The 21,940-nt window shown below is 40.1% G+C and carries 8 protein-coding genes, 1 tRNA gene and 1 pseudogene; 6 read left to right on the top strand and 4 right to left on the bottom strand.

Annotated elements, in window-relative coordinates; genetic code table 11:
* The first annotated feature begins 65 nt into the window (after positions 1-65).
* A complete protein-coding gene (gene secB, locus MCO_RS02260) occupies positions 66-548 on the top strand; it encodes a protein-export chaperone SecB (RefSeq protein ID WP_007552350.1) in 483 nt (160 codons plus the stop codon).
* 52 nt (positions 549-600) lie between these two features.
* Here the strand turns inward: secB and MCO_RS02255 are convergent, their stop codons facing one another.
* On the bottom strand, positions 601-2,898 hold the full coding sequence (locus tag MCO_RS02255) for an NADP-dependent malic enzyme (RefSeq protein ID WP_040298629.1): 2,298 nt from the start codon (positions 2,896-2,898) through the stop codon (positions 601-603).
* A gap of 206 nt (positions 2,899-3,104) precedes the next feature.
* Here MCO_RS02255 and mutS point away from each other — a divergent pair, with 206 nt between their 5' ends.
* Positions 3,105-5,849 (top strand): DNA mismatch repair protein MutS, encoded by a 2,745-nt coding sequence (mutS, locus tag MCO_RS02250; protein ID WP_007552348.1) that lies wholly within the window; start codon positions 3,105-3,107, stop codon positions 5,847-5,849.
* Positions 5,850-6,065: 216 nt separating this feature from the next.
* On the opposite strand, the gene ilvD is transcribed toward mutS, so the two are convergent.
* From ilvD to MCO_RS02235, 3 genes are all read right to left on the bottom strand, one after another.
* Positions 6,066-7,904 carry a dihydroxy-acid dehydratase gene (gene ilvD, locus MCO_RS02245; RefSeq protein WP_007552347.1) on the bottom strand — a complete coding sequence of 613 codons (1,839 nt, stop codon included), beginning with the start codon at positions 7,902-7,904 and terminating at the stop codon, positions 6,066-6,068.
* A gap of 647 nt (positions 7,905-8,551) precedes the next feature.
* A tRNA-Ala gene (locus tag MCO_RS02240) sits at positions 8,552-8,627 on the bottom strand.
* 123 nt (positions 8,628-8,750) lie between these two features.
* Entirely contained in the window at positions 8,751-9,131 is a 381-nt protein-coding gene (locus MCO_RS02235) for a TIGR02300 family protein (protein WP_007552344.1), read from the bottom strand.
* A 187-nt stretch (positions 9,132-9,318) separates the two neighbouring features.
* Here MCO_RS02235 and aroA point away from each other — a divergent pair, with 187 nt between their 5' ends.
* From aroA to MCO_RS02215, 4 genes and pseudogenes are all read left to right on the top strand, one after another.
* Positions 9,319-10,647: a 3-phosphoshikimate 1-carboxyvinyltransferase gene (gene aroA / locus MCO_RS02230; protein WP_007552343.1), complete on the top strand. Its 1,329-nt coding sequence runs from the start codon at positions 9,319-9,321 to the stop codon at positions 10,645-10,647.
* Positions 10,644-11,291 (top strand): (d)CMP kinase, encoded by a 648-nt coding sequence (cmk, locus tag MCO_RS02225; protein WP_007552342.1) that lies wholly within the window; start codon positions 10,644-10,646, stop codon positions 11,289-11,291. The genes aroA and cmk overlap by 4 nt, the downstream gene beginning before the upstream one ends.
* A 133-nt stretch (positions 11,292-11,424) precedes the next feature.
* Positions 11,425-13,124, top strand: a pseudogene (gene rpsA, locus MCO_RS02220) (30S ribosomal protein S1).
* A 235-nt stretch (positions 13,125-13,359) separates the two neighbouring features.
* Complete coding sequence (locus tag MCO_RS02215; RefSeq protein WP_007552340.1) at positions 13,360-21,936, top strand: GH36-type glycosyl hydrolase domain-containing protein; 8,577 nt, start codon at positions 13,360-13,362, stop codon at positions 21,934-21,936.
* Positions 21,937-21,940: the final 4 nt, after the last annotated feature.

The following is a 21,940-nucleotide window of genomic DNA, read 5'->3' as shown; positions in this document are numbered from 1 at the left end:
AACCACCTTGATTTTTAGGTCTAAAATAGAAATATACATAATTAATAAAATGAGAGGTTTGTAGTATGGCCGAAAGTGAAGTAAACAACTGTGGTGGAGAGCCAGTTTTTGCTGTATTAACTCAATATTTGAAAGATTTCTCATTTGAGAACCCAAAGGCTCCTCGTTCACTACGTCCACGTGATAAGGCACCACAAATTGATATCAATATTAATGTCAATGCTAATCCAATTGGTGATGACAATTATGATGTTGTTTTATCCCTCTCCGTCAAAGCCAATGATGACGCTGAAACGTTGTTTCATGTGGAACTGATTTACGGTGGTGTTTTTCATATTCAAAATATTCCACAAGAACATGTTATGCCTCTTGTTTTTATTGAATGTCCGCGCCTTTTGTTTCCATTTGCTCGGCAAATCATCTCTGATGCTACCCAAAATGGTGGTTTTCCACCTCTGTGGATTGATCCGATTGATTTTGCAGCATTATTTCAAAAGCGTATTGCTGAAGAACAAAAAGACAATCAGAGTCACGCACAATCATCTTAAAAATTTGTTTTTCATTATCAAAAAGGCCCTGAAATATCAGAGGCCTTTATTTTTATAACTTTTTCGCATGATAAGCCGCTAGCATTGCGATATTGACAACATCCGTATCGTTTCCACTAAACGGTACAATTTGAACAGATTTTTCCAATCCAATCAAAATAGGCCCAATAATGGTTGCTTCACCAAGCTCTTGCAACATTTTGCTAGCAATGGAAGAGGCATGATATCCAGGCATTACCAAAATATTAGCTGGTTCCGTTAACCCCATAAAGGGATATTGCTGCATCAATTTCAAATTGAGCGCTACATCTGCACTTATTTCTCCATCAAATTCAAAATTAACTTTGCGTTTATGCAACACGTTAACAGCATCCTGAATTTGCTGCGTAACTTGTCCTTTCATATAACCAAAAGTAGAAAATGCTACAAATGCTACTCTTGGTTGATATCCAAATTCTCTAACAAAAGAAGCTGTCTGTTCTGCTATATCAGCAAGTTCTTCAGCGTTAGGAGCCTCATAAATAGCCGTATCGGCAATAAACACTGCTCTGCCACGGCAAATAGCCATTGAAATACCAATCAACCGTTCCTTTGGTTTCTCATCAATCACTCGGCGTAGATCAATCAATGCTGTTTCATAATTGCGCGTCACCCCTGTAACCATTGCATCAGCATCCCCTAATGCTACCATACACGCAGCAAAATAATTGCGATCATTATTGACACGGCGATGACAATCACGCAATAACCAACCTTGGCGTTGCATCTTTTTATAAAGATAATTCGCATAAGCGTCCGTGCGACAAGAAAGCTTAGCGTTCATAATAGAAATACCTTCACGCTCAAGATCAATGCCAGCAATAGCAGCAGTTTCTCTCACTTGTTCTTCACGACCAATCAAAATTGCTTGTCCTAGTTTTTGATGAACATAAGAAACAGCTGCCCGCATTACTTGCTCTTCTTCTCCTTCTGCAAAGACAATTTGTTTGGGCGCTTGACGAACATGATTATAAACTCCACGCATCACAGAAGAAGTGGGATCACGTCTTGCCCTCAAATCACGCTCATAAGCCTCTAAATCATCAATATGTTTTTGCGCAACACCGCTTTCCATTGCCGCTTTTGCCACTGCCATTGAAACAACCGTGAACAAGCGCGGATCAAAAGGAACAGGGATGATATAATTTGGACCAAATTTTAACCGCTTTCCACGATAAGCCTCCGCAACACTGTCAGGTACTTCCTCATGAGCTAAGCCCGCAAGTGCCCTTGCTGCAGCAATCTTCATATCTTCATTGATAACCGTCGCACGCACATCAAGCGCACCACGAAATATATAGGGAAAACAAAGAACATTATTAATCTGGTTTGGATAATCTGAACGACCTGTTGCTACAATGGCATCACCACGCACTTTCATAACTTCTTCTGGCGTAATTTCTGGATCAGGGTTAGCCATAGCAAAAATGATCGGTTGTGGTGCCATCGACTTTACCATTTCAGGAGTAATAGCGCCTTTAGCAGAAACCCCGAAAAACATGTCAGCGCCTTCCATTGCCTCAGCAAGTGTACGCTTATCTGTTCGAATGGCATGAGCAGACTTCCACTGATTCATTCTCTCTTCACGACCTTCATAGACAACACCCTTCGTATCACATAAAATAATATTTTCAGGTCGAAATCCCATCACCTTAATCAGTTCAATACAAGCAATCCCAGCAGCACCAGCGCCATTACAAACTAACCGAGTATTTTGCATATCGCGCCCCGTTAAAGATAAGGCATTGAGCACACCGGCAGCCACAATAATCGCTGTACCGTGTTGATCATCGTGAAAAACAGGAATATTCATAACTTCACGTAAGCGGCTTTCAATCATAAAACACTCTGGTGCTTTAATGTCTTCAAGATTGATACCACCAAAAGAGGGCTCCAAATGACGCACTAAATTGATAAAACTCTCTGGATCATTAGTATCAACTTCCAGATCAATAGAATCAATATCTGCAAAGCGTTTAAAAAGCACTGCTTTGCCTTCCATCACCGGCTTAGATGCAAGCGCACCTAAATTGCCCAAACCCAAGATAGCTGTTCCATTTGAAATAACAGCAACAAGATTGCCTTTTGCCGTATAGTCATAAGCCAACACTGGATTTTGCGCAATTGCTTTAACCGGAACAGCAACACCTGGCGAATAAGCAAGTGCTAAATCATGCTGCGTTGCCATAGGTTTGGTAGCAATAATTTCGAGCTTTCCAGGCTGACCACGACTATGAAAATCAAGGGCTTCTTGCTCACTGGCATTATAAACCATTTGAGGCATTTTCTGATCCTGCTCTCTTTTTTTCATCTCACTTAATTTTCTCCAAAAACAGTGTAAATTCTGCTTGATAATACATATCATTATACGATTTTAAAATTTGATTCATATGCCATAAATCACTATGCTTGCTTTAATGAACCTGTTCATGCGTTCAATTGAGAGATAATGAAGATAAACATTGAAGTAAACAAAAAATGGCGTCAAAGCCTCACTTGAAAAAACGAGCGCGTAAAATGGATAAGAAAACTAACCATAAAAACAATTTAATCCCACAACCTACGTCCTCATCTGCTCCCCACCAAGAGCGTCTCACACCTATGATGGAGCAATATATAGAAATCAAAGCAGTTAATAGCGATTCTCTTCTCTTTTATAGGATGGGTGATTTCTATGAACTATTTTTTAATGATGCGGTTGAAGCTGCTCAAACTTTAGGAATCACACTCACAACACGTGGCAAACATTTGGGTGAAGATATTCCTATGTGCGGTGTACCCGTTCACGCTGCAGATGATTACTTGCAAAAATTGATCGCCTGCGGTTATCGTGTTGCTGTTTGTGAACAAACAGAAGATCCTGCAGAAGCAAAAAAACGTGGTTCAAAATCCGTTGTTCGACGCAATGTGGTTCGCCTTGTCACCCCTGGAACTATAACAGAAGAAAAGCTTCTTGATCCAACGCGTGCAAATTATCTGATGACACTTGCCCGTATCAAAACCAGTGACGGAGAAGATTTTGCCCTTTCTTGGATTGATATCTCAACAGGTATATTTCGTGTAACAGAAAGCCGCCATGAAAAACTTTTGACAGACATTATGCGTGTGGACCCACAAGAAATCATTGTTGCTGACTCTTTTTTTCATGATAAATCCCACAAGTCACTTTTTAATGTTCTCGATCGCATTGTTTCACCTCAACCCGCTAATCTCTTTGATACAATTACCGCTGAACGTGATATTTGCAGTTATTTTAAACTCTTAACCCTTGAGGGTGTTGCCGATTATTCACGCACCGAACTCTCCGCTATTGCCGCTGCTATTCGTTATATCGAAAAAACGCAAATCACGCATCGCCCTCCTCTCATGCGCCCTGAACGCCAAAATGAAAGCGCTACTCTTTTCATTGATGCAGCAACTAGGCTGAGTCTTGAGCTTATCCGAACCACATCAGGTCAACGAGATGGAAGCTTACTAAAAGCTATTGATCGTACTGTAACAGGTGGTGGATCACGCCTTCTCGTCGATCGCCTCATTGCTCCTCTCACCACACCTTCAGCTATTGAGTATCGTCTAGATTCGATCTCCTTTTTTCTACGCAATACATCCCTTGCAGAAGCTGTAAAGCTCATTTTAAAAGGGGGGACAGATATGCCACGCGCAGTTTCTCGGTTAGCTCTTGGACGGGGAGGTCCTCGTGATATGGCCGCAATACTACGCGGTTTTGAAATCATTCGTGAACTTCATCAGCTTCTTAACGATGCATTGCTTCCTCAAGAAATAAGCGACGTACAGCAGGTTTTCTCTCACTTACCTACTGCTTTGCACTTTCATTTAGAACAAGCACTAGCCGATGATCTTCCATTGCTTAAACGTGATGGTGGTTTTATTCGTCCTAAGTATCATAAAGAACTGGATGAAATGCGTGCTTTACGTGATGAATCTCGTCGTGTCATTGCTGAACTTCAGGCACAATATGCCCAAGAAACAGATATTAAAACACTCAAAATCAAGCACAACAACATCCTAGGCTACTTTATTGAAGTAACCAGCATACAAGCTCCTGCGCTTACAAACAGTCCACAAGCAAAAGCCCGTTTTATCCATAGGCAAACGATGGCAAACGCTATGCGCTTTACCACAACAGAGCTCGCTGACCTTGAAAGCCGTATCGCTCACGCTGCCAACCACGCATTAACAATTGAATTGGAAATCTTTGATATCCTTGTTAATGAAATTATTGAACAGGTTGATTTCATCCGTAAAGCTGCTGAAGCTCTTGCTGTTTTGGATGTATCTGTGGCGTTAGCACATCTCGCTGAAGAACAGGGATATTGTCGTCCTGTAATTGATCATTCACTTACCTTTCATATTACCGCTGGGCGCCATCCTGTCGTCGAGCAAGCATTACGAAAGCAAGCAGTAGAACCTTTTGTTGCCAACAATTGTGATCTCTCCCCCCAAGAAGGTCATCAATATGCGGCAATTTGGCTTTTGACAGGTCCAAATATGGGAGGAAAATCAACTTTTTTACGGCAAAATGCTCTCATAGCCATTATGGCGCAAATGGGCTCCTTTGTCCCTGCAACTTCAGCCCACATCGGTGTTGTTGACCGCTTATTTAGTCGTGTTGGTGCTTCTGATGATCTTGCACGGGGGCGTTCAACCTTCATGATGGAAATGGTCGAAACAGCAACGATTCTTAATCATGCAAGTCACCATTCCCTCGTTATTCTTGATGAAATTGGACGAGGAACATCAACTTTTGATGGACTTTCCATTGCTTGGGCAGCTGTTGAATATCTTCATGAAGTTAACCATTGTCGTGCTATTCTCGCCACACATTTTCATGAAATGACGGCCCTCACCCAAAAACTTAATCGTCTTCATAATGTAACCATGAAAGTCAAAAATTGGGATGGTGATGTGGTTTTTCTTCACGAAGTCACGCCAGGAGCTGCTGATCGATCCTACGGCGTACAAGTGGCAAAACTTGCTGGACTTCCCGCGGAAGTTATTACTCGTGCTACAAATGTTCTGCACCAATTAGAACAAAGCGAAATGGCTGAAAAAGGACATAAATTAATTGACGACTTACCTCTGTTTTCTCTTAAAACAGTATCTTCTATAAATGAAAAAACACACAGACATTGCATAATTCATGAAGCTTTAGAAAATATTCATCCCGATGAACTTTCTCCTAAGCAAGCTTTAGAAGCACTTTATTGCCTTAAACAACTTGAGAAAAATACTTCCCTATAGGAAATCTTAAACAAAACACTTTTTCATAATTATTCTTCACGCATAGCGATCATTCATAGTATTATTTTTATTTCTTTTTATACCAAATGTATCTTGGTAAGCATAATGCATAGACAACAAAAGCCTATGCATGGTATTTCTTAAGATCAATTCTTGGCTCTCAGATAAAAAAATCTCTAAAAACCCTAGCTTTCACAAAATGAACTCTGCATCTCATCAAACATTACGAACTGCTCCCTTAGCAGCAGACGTCGTCATAGCTGCATATGCTTTGAGAGCCTTTGAGATTTTACGCTTACGCTCTTCAACTGGTTGCCAAGCTGCTTGTTTTTTTGCTTCCATTTTGCCATGACGATGCATCATCTCAACGTCATCGACTACCATGTGAATGGTACGATTAGGAATATCTATTTCTATAATATCTCCCTCTTCTACCAAAGCAATTGCTCCTCCTTCAGCAGCTTCTGGTGAAACATGTCCTATCGAGAGCCCTGAAGTTCCCCCCGAAAAACGACCATCCGTTATAAGTGCACAAACTTTTTCTAATCCTTTAGATTTGAGATAGCTCGTGGGATAGAGCATTTCTTGCATTCCAGGACCACCACGTGGACCTTCATAACGAATTACAACAATATCACCTGATTTAATTTTATTATTCAAAATCGCTGAAACAGCTGAATCTTGACTTTCAAAAATTCTTGCTGGACCTTTAAAAGTTAAAATTGATTGATCAACACCTGCTGTTTTTACAATACAGCCATCTTTTGCAAGATTTCCATAAAGAACTGCCAATCCTCCATCTTGCGAATACGCATGTTCGTTATCGCGAATCACACCTTTTTCACGATCAAGATCTAGAGTTTCATAGCGGCAAAATTGACTAAAAGCTGTCTGGGTTAGAATCCCTCCTGGAGCTGCACAATAAAATTCATGAATCGCTGGTTCATTGGTTTGCTTCACATCCCAACGACTGAGAGCTTCTTTCATCGTTTTTGCGTGCACCGTATAAGCAGATGTATCGATAAGTTCAGCTGCATCTAATTCTCCTAAAAGTCCCATAATACCACCAGCGCGGTGTACATCTTCCATATGAACATTCGCTATAGAAGGTGCAACTTTGCATAAAACGGGAACACGGCGCGAAAGGCGATCAATATCCGTCATAGTAAAATCCACCTCACCTTCTTGTGCCGCAGCTAAAATATGCAAAACAGTATTGGTTGACCCTCCCATAGCAATATCCACAGTCATTGCATTTTCAAAAGCTTTACGCGAAGCAATAGAACGCGGCAAAACTGTTTCATCGCCTTTTTCATAATAACGCTTGGCCAATGTAACAATCTGTCGTCCAGCTTCTTCAAAAAGCATACGACGATATGTATGTGTTGCTAGCATTGTTCCATTTCCTGGAAGAGAAAGCCCTAATGCCTCGGTCAGACAATTCATAGAATTAGCAGTAAACATTCCTGAGCAAGAACCACATGTAGGACAAGCAGCACGTTCCATTTCAGCAACTTCTTCTTCCGAATTATGCTCTGAAGCAGCTGCAATCATAGCATCAACTAAATCAACCGTAAGATTTTGGTTTTTCCATTTAATCTTACCCGCTTCCATAGGACCACCTGAAACAAAGATTGTTGGAATATTCAGGCGTAAAGAAGCCATTAACATGCCAGGCGTAATCTTGTCACAATTGGAAATACAGACAAGAGCATCAGCACAATGGGCATTGACCATATATTCAACAGAATCAGCAATAATTTCACGGGAAGGCAGAGAATAAAGCATTCCATCATGTCCCATGGCAATTCCATCATCTACAGCAATTGTGTTAAATTCCTTCGCGACACCACCAGCAACAGCTATTTCTTGTGCCACTAGTTGCCCAAGATCTTTTAAATGGACATGCCCTGGTACAAATTGTGTAAAAGAATTAGCAATCGCAATAATGGGCTTACCAAAATCAGTCTCTTTCATCCCTGTTGCACGCCAGAGACTGCGAGCCCCTGCCATATTTCGCCCATGAGTCGATATTCTTGAACGGTAAGAAGGCATTATTTTTTTCCCCTCAAATAATTCCATTTTCTCTGTTGTGCTGCAAGCCAGTCTTAAAGACAAGAACTCTTACGTGAAAAAGAGAAAAATGCCTCTATCGGGATAATTAAATCACAAAATTAAAGCTACGCATAGACCCATTCGAGAGTCATTGTTCATAATACAATAAGGACCTCCAATAATATTGTTTTTAAGAAAAATGATCTCTATCATTTGTAGAATTGCGAATACCTGCCTCTTGGCTGTATAAACCTTTAAGAGTGAAGCAATGTTGAAATAGGCATTTACCTAGTCATGGGAAAGGTTGGTTCATCCTATAACACAACCTTTATCGGTGATAACTTTCTAATCTAAAAGCTTTTTATTTTCTATACTTTTATCACGAATGCTAAACAGCTCGTGTTTTTGTATACACCGGAAGAATATCACCAACATGTTTTTTCGTTTTTATTACAATAAATCCTATGAATATTATAAACGAACAAACATAGTGAACAATTTTGAAGAAACGCCTTATGAAATCATTGAAAAATACAAGTAGAAGTTACATTGAAACAATTTCTATTGAAAGCATCATTCTTCTCAATCAGAGTACAAAGTGTTTTTATAAATTGCCACTGCTTTATTAACCAAATTTTTTATCTTTTTGGTGGAGCTAAGCGGGATCGAACCGCTGACCTCTTGCATGCCATGCAAGCGCTCTCCCAGCTGAGCTATAGCCCCACATAAAGACAGATTTCTTCCCTGAAAGAATAGCAAAAAACATTAGAGAAATTTTGTAGAACGATAAAAATCGAAGATCAAGAAGATTTTGCATTCAATGAAAAGAATGCCCTCTCGCTCTTTTTAAGAATCATCATTGTTAGAAACACCACCTCCAAGAATATCGGCAACGTCATCATCCTCATCGTCTTCGTCGTGAGACAAAAACGTATCATCGTCATCACCGAGATCCACATCACTATCTTCCAAATCAGGAAGATCATCATCTTTAGAATCGTCACCATCCTCTTCAAGAAGCATAAAGGCAGATTTTTCAAGTGCTGTATCAAGCTCTTCCGTATCAACTTCTTCTTCACTACTTGCTTCAGCTGCTGCAACCTCAAAATAAGAACGCGGATAAGAAATTCCTGTATAAGGCGACACAATAGGGTCGCGATTAAGATCATAAAACTTCTTTCCCGTTTCTGGATCAATACGCTTAGTTCCAAGATCCTGTTTTGCCATAAACCATGCCTCTTTGTTTAATTGTAATTCCATGAAAAGATAAATTTCATGGTGCTTAATCAAAAAATAATGTCTTTGTCAAAGATAAAAACATAGTGCCACATGGATTTCTTCATGACGCCTTTTAAAGCATGTGCTAAAAGGAGCGTAATTTAACAAAACGCAGACAAGATTAAATAGAATTTCTATGCAAAAAGCAATACCCATAACTGCCTATAAATCTGCCAGTCTTTCTGGTAAAATTAAAATACCAGGAGATAAATCAATCTCCCATCGATCTCTTATATTGGGAGGGTTAGCAAGTGGTGAAACACACATTCATGGACTTCTTGAAAGTGATGACGTTCTCAATACAGCTGCTGCTATGCAAGCTATAGGCGCTTGTATTATTAGGAAAAACGGTCTCTGGGTCATTCGTGGAACAGGAAATGGTTGCCTTTTAGAAGCACAAAGCCCTTTAGATTTTGGGAACTCTGGAACAGGTGCACGCCTCGTTATGGGAATGGTGGGCCCTTATCATATGAAAACAACCTTTGTCGGTGATACCTCTCTCTCCAAACGCCCTATGGGGCGTATTCTCGATCCACTGCGTTTAATGGGTGTTGAAATCGAAGCAACATATGGCAACTGTCTCCCTTTAACGCTTTATGGACCCAAAATGGCTAACCCGATTCGCTATCGTCTACCAATGGCTTCCGCCCAAGTTAAATCAGCAATCCTCCTTGCTGGACTCAATGCCGCCGGCACTACAACTGTTATCGAGCCCACTCTCACACGAGATCATACAGAAAAAATGTTAAAAGCTTTTGGTGCTGAACTTGAGATAGAAACAGATGCTGAAGGTACGCGTTTTATTCATCTTAATGGCCAACCACACCTTACTGGACAAATTCTTGATATCCCAGGTGATCCCTCTTCTGCGGCTTTTCCGCTTATTGCCGCCCTCCTTGTGGAAGACTCTGATATCACCATTGAAAATGTTCTTATAAACGACTCTCGAATGGGGCTTATCAAAACCTTATGGGAAATGGGAGCTCAAATTGAGCTTTTGAACCAACGCCAAACAGGTGGAGAAGATGTTGCTGATCTGCTAGTACGATCATCAATGCTAAAAGGTGTAACTGTGCCTAAAGAACGCGCTCCGTCAATGATTGATGAATATCCCGCTTTAGCGGTAGCCGCAGCTTTTTCTGAAGGCAAAACAGTCATGCTAGGAATTGAAGAATTACGCGTTAAAGAATCAGATCGACTATCTGCACTTGCGCAAGGGCTAAAAATGAATCATGTAGAATGCGAAGAAGGTAAAGATTTTCTCATTGTTCACGGAAAAAACTCCGCAAAAGGACTAGGTGGTGGACACGTCACCACGCATCTTGATCACAGAATTGCTATGTGTTTTCTTGTCTTTGGGCTGGCATCAGAAAAACCCGTTACTATTGATGATAAACAGATGATCGCTACCAGCTTTCCAGAATTTATCCCTTTCATAAAACGACTTGGGGGGAAAATCGCTTGAAACCTTTTGTTATTGCAATTGATGGACCGGCAGCTTCAGGGAAAGGAACATTAGCACGAAAAATTGCTACACATTATCTTCTTCGTCATCTCGATACTGGTCTTACTTATCGCGGTGTTGCCCAAGCACTTCTACAACAAAAATTGGCTCTCGATGATGAAAAAAGTGCTCTTGCTTGTGCCGCAGAACTTGATTTTAATACTTTAAATCCAGCCCTTCTTTCTTCTCATGAACTTGGTGAAGCTGCTTCAAAAATAGCACTGATCCCTACTGTACGCGAAATTCTTGTCGCTAAACAACGTAACTTTTCTAAAATTTTGCCCGGTAGTGTGCTTGATGGGCGTGATATCGGCACTGTCGTCTGTCCCAATGCCGATATTAAGCTTTATGTTTTAGCCAATGTTCAAACACGTGCAAAACGCCGCTATCAGGAGATTTTAAAAATAGGAGCCAAAGCAGATTATCATAAAATCCTAGCTCAACTTGAACAACGCGACGAGCGCGATATAACCCGTAGACACAGCCCGCTCAAACCAGCAAAAAACGCCCACTTGCTTGATACGTCAGAATTGAGTATAGAAGCAACATTTGCAATTGCATGCACTTTTATTGATCCGATCATAAAAACGCGTATAATTGGATGATGTCGTCAAGGTAATTTCCGGCCAAGCGCTAATCTTTCTTCCTGTATTAAGGAAAAAGGCAGGAAGTTACCGTGTGTTAACACTAACCTAGCGCTTATACCTTTTGCAATTAAGGTATGTATCAGGAGTTCTTATGTCACAATACAATCCTACAACAGCGGATTTCGAAGCTCTTTTAATGGAATCCTTTCAAACCAATGATCTTAATGAAGGATCCGTTGTTAAAGGCCGTGTCATTGCAATCGAAAAAGATATGGCCATTATTGATGCTGGACTTAAAGTCGAAGGACGTATTCCACTCAAAGAATTTGGAGCTAAAGGAAAAGACGGTTCTTTACAAGTTGGTGATGAAGTTGAAGTTTATATTGAGCGCATTGAAAATGCGATGGGTGAAGCTATTTTATCGCGTGAAAAAGCACGGCGTGAAGAGAGCTGGATTCGTTTGGAAGAAAAATTCAATGCCGGTGCACGCGTCGATGGAGTGATCTTTAGCCAAGTAAAAGGAGGATTTACAGTTGATCTCGATGGTGCTGTTGCTTTCTTGCCTCGTAGCCAAGTTGATATTCGCCCCATTCGTGATGTTTCACCTCTCATGCATAATTCTCAATCCTTTGAAATTTTAAAAATGGATCGTCGTCGTGGTAATATTGTTGTCTCACGTCGTACCGTTTTAGAGGAAAGTCGCGCAGAGCAACGTTCAGAAATTGTTCAAAATCTCGAAGAAAACCAAATCGTTGAAGGTGTTGTTAAAAATATTACCGATTATGGTGCCTTTGTTGATCTTGGTGGAATTGATGGTCTCTTACACGTCACCGATATGGCATGGCGGCGTGTTAACCATCCCTCTGAAGTTCTGACAATTGGTCAAACGATTAAAGTCCAAATCATTCGCATCAATCAAGATACACACCGTATCTCTCTTGGCATGAAACAGCTTGAAAGTGATCCTTGGGAAAGCATCAGCGCTCGATATCCGGTTGGTAAAAAAATTACTGGTGCTGTTACCAACATTACTGATTACGGTGGTTTTGTTGAAATCGAGCCAGGAATCGAAGGATTAATCCATGTTTCCGAAATGAGTTGGACAAAGAAAAATATCCACCCAGGAAAACTTCTCTCCACATCACAAGAAGTAGAAGTAGTTGTTCTTGAAATTGATCCATCTAAACGTCGTATTTCTCTTGGCTTGAAGCAAACATTTGAAAATCCATGGGTTGCTTTTGCCAATAAATTTCCTGTTAACTCGCAGATTGAAGGAGAGGTTAAAAATAAAACAGAGTTTGGCCTCTTTATTGGCCTTGAAGGTGATGTTGACGGTATGGTTCATCTCTCTGATCTTGATTGGAATCGTCCTGGTGAACAAGTCATTGATACTTACAATAAAGGTGATATCGTTAAAGCGGTGGTCCTTGATGTTGATGTTGAAAAAGAACGTATTTCTCTTGGAATTAAACAACTTTCCAGCGATAAAGTTGGAGAAGCAGCGGCCTCTGGTGAACTTCGCAAAGGTGCTGTGGTGACATGTGAAGTTACTGCAGTGAATGATAATGGCGTTGATGTAAAATTAATTGACCACAATCTTGAAACAACCATTCGTCGTGCTGACTTGGCTCGTGATCGTGATGAGCAGCGCCCTGAACGTTTCGCAATTGGTCAGAGATTTGATGCCCGCATCACCGTATTCGATAAAAAACACGTAAGCTTTCAGTTTCTATAAAAGCTTTAGAAATTGCAGAAGAAAAGGAAGCTGTTGCTCAATATGGGTCAACAGATTCAGGCGCTTCTCTTGGCGATATTCTTGGTGCAGCTTTGAAAAAACAAGAACAAGATTAATTATTAAAACATTTAAACAGTTGTTAAAATTAAGGTCGCCTGTTTTCGGCGACCTTTTTTGTTTTTCAAAGAAATTGTCTGTTTATTTCTTAAATTGTAGGCTTAAAAAATAGCAAATACTCTCAAAGAAAAGCAAAAAATTCGTTTTTTTTCTTTGAACTGCTCATTATTAAGATAAAGTGTTCACAGCCTATTAAACATAAAGAAACCGCGTAATTGAATAACAAAGAATATTATGGCACGCACAATATCTTTCATGAAATGTTTTTTCTCTCAACAAACAGAACATCTCTATCTTACTGAAACTAACTTTCCTATTCGCTCAACTTATAAACCGCAGAATGAACTTTATAAATTAGGCTATGATATAGCTTCGAAAAGAGAAATCTCGTTTCCTGAATATAAAGGAGAAAATAATTTTCACAAAAGGTTGAAGGAAAATGCCAAACTCATTCTCCACGCCTTTCATACCAGCGATGTTGCCGCTCGTAATGATGAAACTATTGCACCCTCTGCTCAATGGCTCATTGATAATCATTATACCATTGACAAAACTATACAACAACTGCGCCGTGACTTATCCAAGTCCTTCATCAAGAAACTTCCCCTTTATAAACAAAAGGCAGACATACCACGTATTTTTGCTTTAGCTTGGCTTTATATTGCTCACACAGATAGCGAATTTTCACAAGAAACACTCACAGCTATAATCAAGGGATTCCAAAAAATTTGCGCCCTTAAAATTGGTGAGTTATGGGCACTCCCTTCTGTTATGCAAATGCTGTTGATTGAGAATGTTCGTCGTCTTTCATTACGTATTGAACAAACACGGTATATGCGTCATCTCGCGCATAAAGTAGCTGATAAAATTTCTCTCGCAGACAATGAAACAAAATTACACTCTCTTTTTACGCAATATAAACCATTCACTGCCGATTCAACCTTTTCAGCGCATTTATTCTACCGTTTACGTGGTGCATCTATCGATTCAACAACAGCACTCACCTGGCTTGAAAAGCAACTACAGAACCAAAACAGTAGCTTAGAAATTGCAACAACCAATGAACATACCAGACAAGCTTCAGATGGTGTAACCATGGGCAACATTGTCCGTTCCCTTAAAGCCATTGATGGTATTGATTGGACAATATGGTTTGAAACAGTTAGTTCTGTAGACTCTATTTTGCATGAAAACAGTGATTTTTCCGAAATTGATCCTCACTCACGCAATATCTATCGGCAAGTAATTGAGAAAATTGCGCGCTTTTCACCTCTCAATGAGCTGGAAGTTGCACGCAAAGCTGTAGAAATGGCATCTTTTTCCTCTAAAGAGTCCTTTCATTATAATAATCCCTCCGTTGGCTGGTATCTCGTCGATGAAGGACGACATATTCTTGAAAAGGCTTGTGGATACACCCCACCCCTTTTCATAAAATGGACCAAAGTTCTTTATTGTTCAAAAATAAAAATTATTGCAATTCCTGTTTCTCTTTTAACCTTCGCTCTTTTATTTATTGTCTACGCTTTTTTAAAGACATCTGGCACAACACCATGGATAACATTTCTCTTTACCGCATTGGCGCTTTTTCCTGCTATGGATGCAGCTTTTGCTTTCTTTAACACTTTTGTTTCATGGTTTATCCCATCAAAACAGCTCATTGGTTATGAATATAAAGAAGGTATTCCCAAACATGCACGTACAATGGTCGTCGTTCCTACTCTCATCACATCATGCGATTATATTGATGAACAGGTGCGCAATCTTGAAATACACTACCTTTCCAATTCAAAAGGTGCCATCCACTTTGCACTCATCACAGATTGGATAGATTCTTCCTTCGAACAAACGCAAGATGATCTTGATTTATTGCACTATGCACAAAGGAGTATTGATAAACTCAATCACCGTTATCATCGTGATGATATTCCCCTCTTTTTCCTTTTACACCGCCGGCGCCTTTATAATACTAGCGAAAAATGCTGGATGGGATGGGAACGCAAGCGTGGTAAACTTCATGAACTTAATCTGCTATTAAGAGGTGATAAAAACACAAGCTTTTACCCCTCCAATCCACACCTTCCCATGGATTGTCGTTTTGTGATGAGCCTAGATTCAGATACACGTCTCACCCCTGACAGTGTTACAAAACTCGTTGGAAAACTTAACCATCCGCTCAACTATCCCATTTTTGATCCACACAATGGAAAAGTTGTAAAAGGTTATAGCATTTTGCAACCGCGTATTACACCTTCTCTTACAACAGAAAAAGCAACATCAGTTCTACAACGGTTTTTTTCTACAAATCGTGGTATTGATCCTTATGTCTTTGCTGTTTCTGACACTTATCAAGATCTTTTGGGAGAAGGAACTTTCATTGGCAAAGGTCTTTATAATATTGATGCATTTCAACAAGCGCTTAAGGATAAAATTAAAGAAAATACTGTCCTTAGTCACGACCTCTTGGAAGGAGGATATGCACGCACTGCATTAGTAAGTAACGTAGAAGTGATTGAAGATTATCCAACAGCTTATAATGTTGATGTTGCGCGTCATCACCGCTGGATTCGCGGTGATTGGCAACTCTTGCCTTATCTCTTGCCCCCCCATAAAATTAGCTCCATTACGCGTTGGAAAATGCAAGATAATCTGCGCCGTTCTCTTACACCACTTATGTGGTTGATCGCAGCAGTTACAGGATGGTCTCTTTTACCGTTTAAAATAGCAATTATTTGGCAAACATTCTTGCTACTTAGCCTCTTCGTCTCACCAATTTTAGGCGTATTACGAACTTTTGTTCCCTCCAATATTGATTATTCTTTGCGCGAATATCTTCAATTAATTTTGAACAAAAGTATCTTTACGCTAACAAATATATTTCTTAGAACCACGTTTATTGCTCATTCTGCTTATTTTATGACTGATGCAATTGTTCGCACACTTTATCGTATGGGGATTTCAAAACAGCACCTCCTTGAATGGAAAACCTCAACCTCAATCAAAACAATGCCTAATAGTTTGGGTTTCTATATCCTTACAATGTGGCCCACGTCGCTCATTGGTATTCTTGCCATAGCAGTGCCTTTCTCCTTTCATAATCTTACAAGCTTTATTGCTTTACCCTTTGGACTCGCATGGTTTTTTTCACCCTTGATTGCATGGATTGTCAGCCGACCCTCAACATTTGAAGATACTCTTCATATATCTTCAGAGGATAACAAGACACTGCGATGCATTGCACGACGGACATGGCTCTATTATGCAACCTTTGTTAATGCAGAAAACAATTATCTACCACCTGATAATTTTCAAGAAGATCCAGAACCTCTTGTTGCCCGGCGTACATCCCCTACCAATATTGGTGTTTATTTGCTTTCTATTATCGCTGCTCGTGATTTTGGTTGGATTAGTTTTGCAGAGGCTATTACACGAGTTGAATGCACATTAAGCTCTCTTGAAAAAATGGAAAAATTCCGTGGTCATTTCTACAATTGGTATGAAACGGATACACTCAAACCTCTCTTGCCAATTTATGTATCAACGGTTGATTCAGGAAATCTTGCTGGCCATTTGGTGACACTCTCTTCAGCCTTGAGTGAATGGTTTGAAAAACCTCATATTTTTTTTCAAAGTGATCGAGCAGGCTTACGTGATGTTAATGCTATTCTTGAAGAAACTGTCAAAGAGATTTCAGATAATCGATATATTTCACATTCCTTACGTCAACGAATCGAAGAACACATCACCAATTTTCACCGCTCTATCAATGTTTTCAGCAAAAAACCAGATACGACTACTTTCCATACCACTAACCTTTCTCTCTCAGCCCTTAATATTTTATCCTTAATAGAAGAGCTCGATCAAAAAATCCAAACAACAGAATCCGCTCGTGCACTCTCTTGGGCTAAATGTCTCGTAGAAACCTGTGAAGCCCATCATCATGACGCTACTGGTAACTATAACAGCGAAAAACTACGTAAAACATTAAACGCTTTAGCTGTAAAGTCACGACAAATAGCCTTTGATATGAAATTTGACTTTTTAGAACAATCTAAAAGGCATCTTTTGTCCATTGGATATCGTGTTCAGGAAAACGAACTCGATGAAAGTTGTTATGACCTGCTGGCTTCAGAAGCACGCCTCGCAAGCCTTTTTGCCATTGCGAAAGGCGATATAAAAATTAAACATTGGTTCCATCTTGGCCGACTCCTCGTCCCCATTGGTTGGAAGGGAGCGCTCTTATCATGGTCTGGTTCCATGTTCGAATATCTCATGCCGTCTCTCGTTATGTGCGAACCTTTGGGGTCTCTTTTAGAGCAAACTAATAGGCTTATTATTCGTCATCAAATACAATATGCCCATAAACGGAGATTACCTTGGGGTATTTCAGAGGCTGCGTTTAATGCTCGCGATCACTTAATGAATTACCAATATGCTAATTTTGGTGATCCAAACCTCGGACTCCAACGTGGTCTCTCACGCAATGCTGTTATTGCCCCCTACGCTAGCCTTTTAGCAGCACAATACGTGCCTCGCCAAGCTGTAACTAATTTAAAACGGCTGCGTGATCTTGGTGCTTTAGGTACATACGGTTATTATGACTCTGTTGACTTCACCCCTTCACGCGTGCAAACAGGAAAAAAATACGCTGTTGTGCGTAATTATTATGCGCACCATCATGGTATGTCCATTCTTGCTATTAACAATGTTATTTTTCAAGGGCGGATGCGTGATCGTTTTCACCGTGATCCAATCATTGAAGCTGTACAATTATTATTACAGGAAAAAGCTCCGCATCAAATTCCCATTATTCATACCAAAGTTATGAAACACATGCGCAGTAACCCTCGGGAATTTGATGACGTCCCTTTGCGTATCATCACTAACCCGCTGCTCAAACCACGTACAACTTTGCTCTTATCCAATGGTTTTTACTCTATAATGTTGACAGCCAATGGTTCTGGTTACAGCCGTTGGCACAATTATGCAATTACGCGCTTTATTCCTGATGCTACAGAAGATCAACAAGGCACTTTATTTTTCCTCCGTGATACATATAGTGGACGTTGGTGGTCTGTTACCAGTGAACCAACACGCGTTGTTGAAGAAGAAGCGATTTGCATTTTTTCAGATGAGAAAGCTGAATACACAAAAATGGTTGATGGTATCAAATCAACACTTGAATGTCTTGTTACATCTGAAGGATGCGGCGAGGGCAGACGTATTCAACTTATGAATATAACAAACGAAGATCGCCTTATTGAAGTAACCTCTTATGGCGAACTAGCACTTGCAACAATGGATACGGACTGCGCCCATCCTGTTTTTTCTCGGATGTTTATAGAAACGGAAATTACTGAGGAACGAAGAACAATTTTTGCAAAAAGACGTAAACGTTCGCCCAGTGACCCTGAGATTCATATTGCCCATTTTGTTACAGATACAACAGGTACTATCCAAGAAACAGAAGCTGAAACTGATCGCTCCCTATTTATTGGTCGTGGGCGATCCATTCATCGACCTGCTGCATTTGATCAAAACGCCCGTTTTAACAATAGTCAAGGTTGTGTTCTTGATCCAATCATCTCTCTCCGATGCCATATAAAAATCCCAGCACATGAAAAAGCAGAACTTATTTTTTGGACTTTTGCTGCCAATACAAAAGAAGCACTGCACAATCATATTCATCATTATCGACAACCTAATATATTCCAGCAAGAATTTTCAATGGCATGGACACGTTCACAAGTCTCGCTGTATCAGAGTAACATCAATCTTAGAGAAGCTATTACATATCAAAAATATGCAACACCGCTTATCTATCCCAACCCCAAATGGGGTCTTTCTCCAAAAATATTAGCGAAAACTCTTGGTAAACAATCTGATCTTTGGCCAATGTCTCTTTCAGGAGACTACCCTATCTGTCTTCTTAGATTAGATAATAAGGGAGACATAACTGTCTTGCGCGAACTGCTTAAAGCACATGAATATTGGTGCATGCGCGGGCTTATTGTTGATCTGGTCATTCTCAATGAACAGGCATGTTCTTATATACAAGATACGCAACGTGCTGTTGAATGGGTATGCGAATCTTATCGCCACCACACGTATAACACAGATGAACGCCAACATATTTTCACGCTTCAACGTAATCAAATGAATGAACAGAGCCTTAAGACACTTCTTGCATCAGCACGCATCATTTTTGATGCCCAAAATGGCTCTTTGTCTGAACAACTCAAGCGACTTGATGGGAGTGATCTTGATCTGGCAATCCATAATAGCCATCAAGAATCCCATTATCAATTAAACTACAAAAAGTGCAACGAGAGAAAACAAGTTTCGATACAAACTAAACAAAGCCTTTTTGCTTCCATTGGTCTTATCAGTTATCAAAAAGATTCTATTCTCTCTGTTGATGGACAAGACCTACAATATTGGAATGGTTATGGCGGGTTTGACCAGCATAACTATTATGTGATACGTCTTCATGGACACACCACCACACCACATCCATGGATTAATGTTATTTCTAACCACAATTTTGGTTTCCACGTTTCTGCTGAAGGTGCACTTTTTACTTGGGCAAACAATAGCCGCGATTATCAATTAACCCCTTGGAGTAATGATCCCATTTCTAACCGTCCAGGGGAAGCAATTTACTTGGTAGACCGCTTATCTTTAAAACGTTTCTCACCCGTTTCTGCTGTTGAATGTGATGAAAATGTTATCTATGAAGCTTGCCATGGTTTTGGATTCTCAACCTTTAAATCCACACATTCAGAAATCAAATTAGAACTTACCCACACACTTGATCAAGAAAAATCTGTTCGCCTTTCACGTCTCATCCTTAAAAATGAGGGAAAAAAACCACGATATTTGCGTCTTTACAATTATGTTGAATGGGTGTTGGGCAATGTCCGTACAAAATATGCACCCTTTATCCTCGCCTCTTATGATTCCAAACGTGGTGCACATTTTATTCAAAATCCTTATCATATTGAAAAATCTCAACACGTAGCGTTTTTATCCGCATCCGAAATACCATCTAGCTCCACCACCAATCGCGCTGAGTTTATCGGTTCAACAGGAACAGTTATACATCCTCACGCAATCCGTAAAGCTGGAGCCCTTTCAAATACAGTTGAAACAGGATGTGATCCTTGTTCAGCATTAGCTTATGATATTGATCTTCTCCCAGGGCAAACGAAAGAAATCACTTTCTATCTTGGCAGCGCGGAAAATAGACAAGAGGCTGAAAAATTACTAGACAAAATACATGCGCGTGATTTTGAAATTCTGCTCACACAACAAAAACAACAATGGAGCGATTTTGTTTCTCCCCTCCAAGTAAAAACACCTGATCCCTCTTTTGATATTATGGTCAATCATTGGCTCCCTTATCAAATCTACGCTTGTCGCATGATGGCGCGCGCAGCTTTTTATCAAGCCAGTGGTGCATTTGGCTTTCGCGACCAATTGCAAGATAGCTTGTCTTTGTTATTGCTAGAATCGAACCTAGCACGTGAACAATTGTTAAATGCTGCGGCGCATCAATTTCTTGAAGGAGATGTACAGCATTGGTGGTTCCCTCACACAAATGCAGGTGTTCGCACACATATTTCTGATGATATCGTCTGGCTTGCTTATGGAACAGCTCTTTATGTCAACACGACTGGTGACTACGCATTTCTCGATACTCCAATCGCTTTCATTGAAGGAGCTGCTCTCAACGATGGACAACATGATGCTTATTTTCAACCCACACAATCCTCAAAAATTGCAACGGTTTATGAACATTGTGCTTTAGCTTTAGATCTTGCCATCAAGCGCTGTGGACAACATGGACTTCCTCTTATTCTCGGCGGTGATTGGAATGATGGCATGAATTTAGTAGGCATTGAAGGAAAAGGCGAAAGCACTTGGTTAGGGTGGTTTCTTGGAACCACACTACAAGAATTCATCCCCCTTGCTAAAATCCGTGGTGATAACAACCATATGCAAGCATGGAGTACACACCTTGAACGTTTGACGAACGCTCTAGAAGACCACTGTTGGGATGGTGCTTGGTATCGACGAGGTTATTTTGATGATGGGACCCCTCTTGGCTCTAAAATGAATGATGAATGCCAAATTGATACTATTGCTCAATCTTGGGCTGTCATTTCTCAAATGGCATCTCTTGAACGTCAAAAACAAGCAATGGCATCCATGCTTGAACATCTGTGTGATGAAGACGGCGGCCTTATACGTCTTTTCTGGCCACCTTTTAATAGAAGTATTCTCGAACCTGGTTATATTAAAGGCTATCCTCCTGGAATACGAGAAAATGGTGGTCAATACACACATGGAGCTATTTGGAGCATTTTAGCGCTTGCTGAAATGGGTGAAAGAGACAAAGCCTATAATTTGTTCTCTATGATCAATCCCATTACTCATGGGCAAAATCCTGAAACTTATCGTGTTGAACCTTATGTTATGTCCGCAGATATTTACGCTACCCAACCACATCGTGGACAAGGTGGTTGGACATGGTATACAGGCTCAGCAGGCTGGTTCTACCGTGCCGCGATACAAAGCATTCTTGGGATTAATCGTAAAGCTAATCTATTATTTTTACGTCCTAATTTACCTTCCTTATGGCCAGAATATGAAGTAAAAATGAAATTTCATGATGCTGTTTATACCATTAAAGTAAAATGGGGATCTGAAAATACGCTCAGTGTTAATGATAAAAAATATGCTAATGTTCATGCAGAAATAAAGTTAAAAAAAACAGGAAAACATGAAATTATACGTACTGTTAAATCTTAAAAAT

This window comes from Bartonella sp. DB5-6 (genome assembly GCF_000278115.1).
GTDB lineage: Bacteria > Pseudomonadota > Alphaproteobacteria > Rhizobiales > Rhizobiaceae > Bartonella > Bartonella refiksaydamii.
The sequence above is the reverse complement of the archived record's forward strand: the minus strand, read 5'-3'. Positions and strand labels throughout refer to the sequence as shown.

Bases quoted from the DNA above. Each gene is read 5' to 3' on its own strand.
- MCO_RS02255 (WP_040298629.1), bottom strand. From the start codon at position 2,898: ATGAAAAAAAGAGAGCAGGATCAGAAAATGCCTCAAATGGTTTATAAT.
- MCO_RS02235 (WP_007552344.1), bottom strand. From the start codon at position 9,131: ATGGCAAAACAGGATCTTGGAACTAAGCGTATTGATCCAGAAACGGGA.
- mutS (WP_007552348.1), top strand. From the start codon at position 3,105: ATGGATAAGAAAACTAACCATAAAAACAATTTAATCCCACAACCTACG.
- MCO_RS02215 (WP_007552340.1), top strand. From the start codon at position 13,360: ATGGCACGCACAATATCTTTCATGAAATGTTTTTTCTCTCAACAAACA.
- secB (WP_007552350.1), top strand. From the start codon at position 66: ATGGCCGAAAGTGAAGTAAACAACTGTGGTGGAGAGCCAGTTTTTGCT.
- aroA (WP_007552343.1), top strand. From the start codon at position 9,319: ATGCAAAAAGCAATACCCATAACTGCCTATAAATCTGCCAGTCTTTCT.
- ilvD (WP_007552347.1), bottom strand. From the start codon at position 7,904: ATGCCTTCTTACCGTTCAAGAATATCGACTCATGGGCGAAATATGGCA.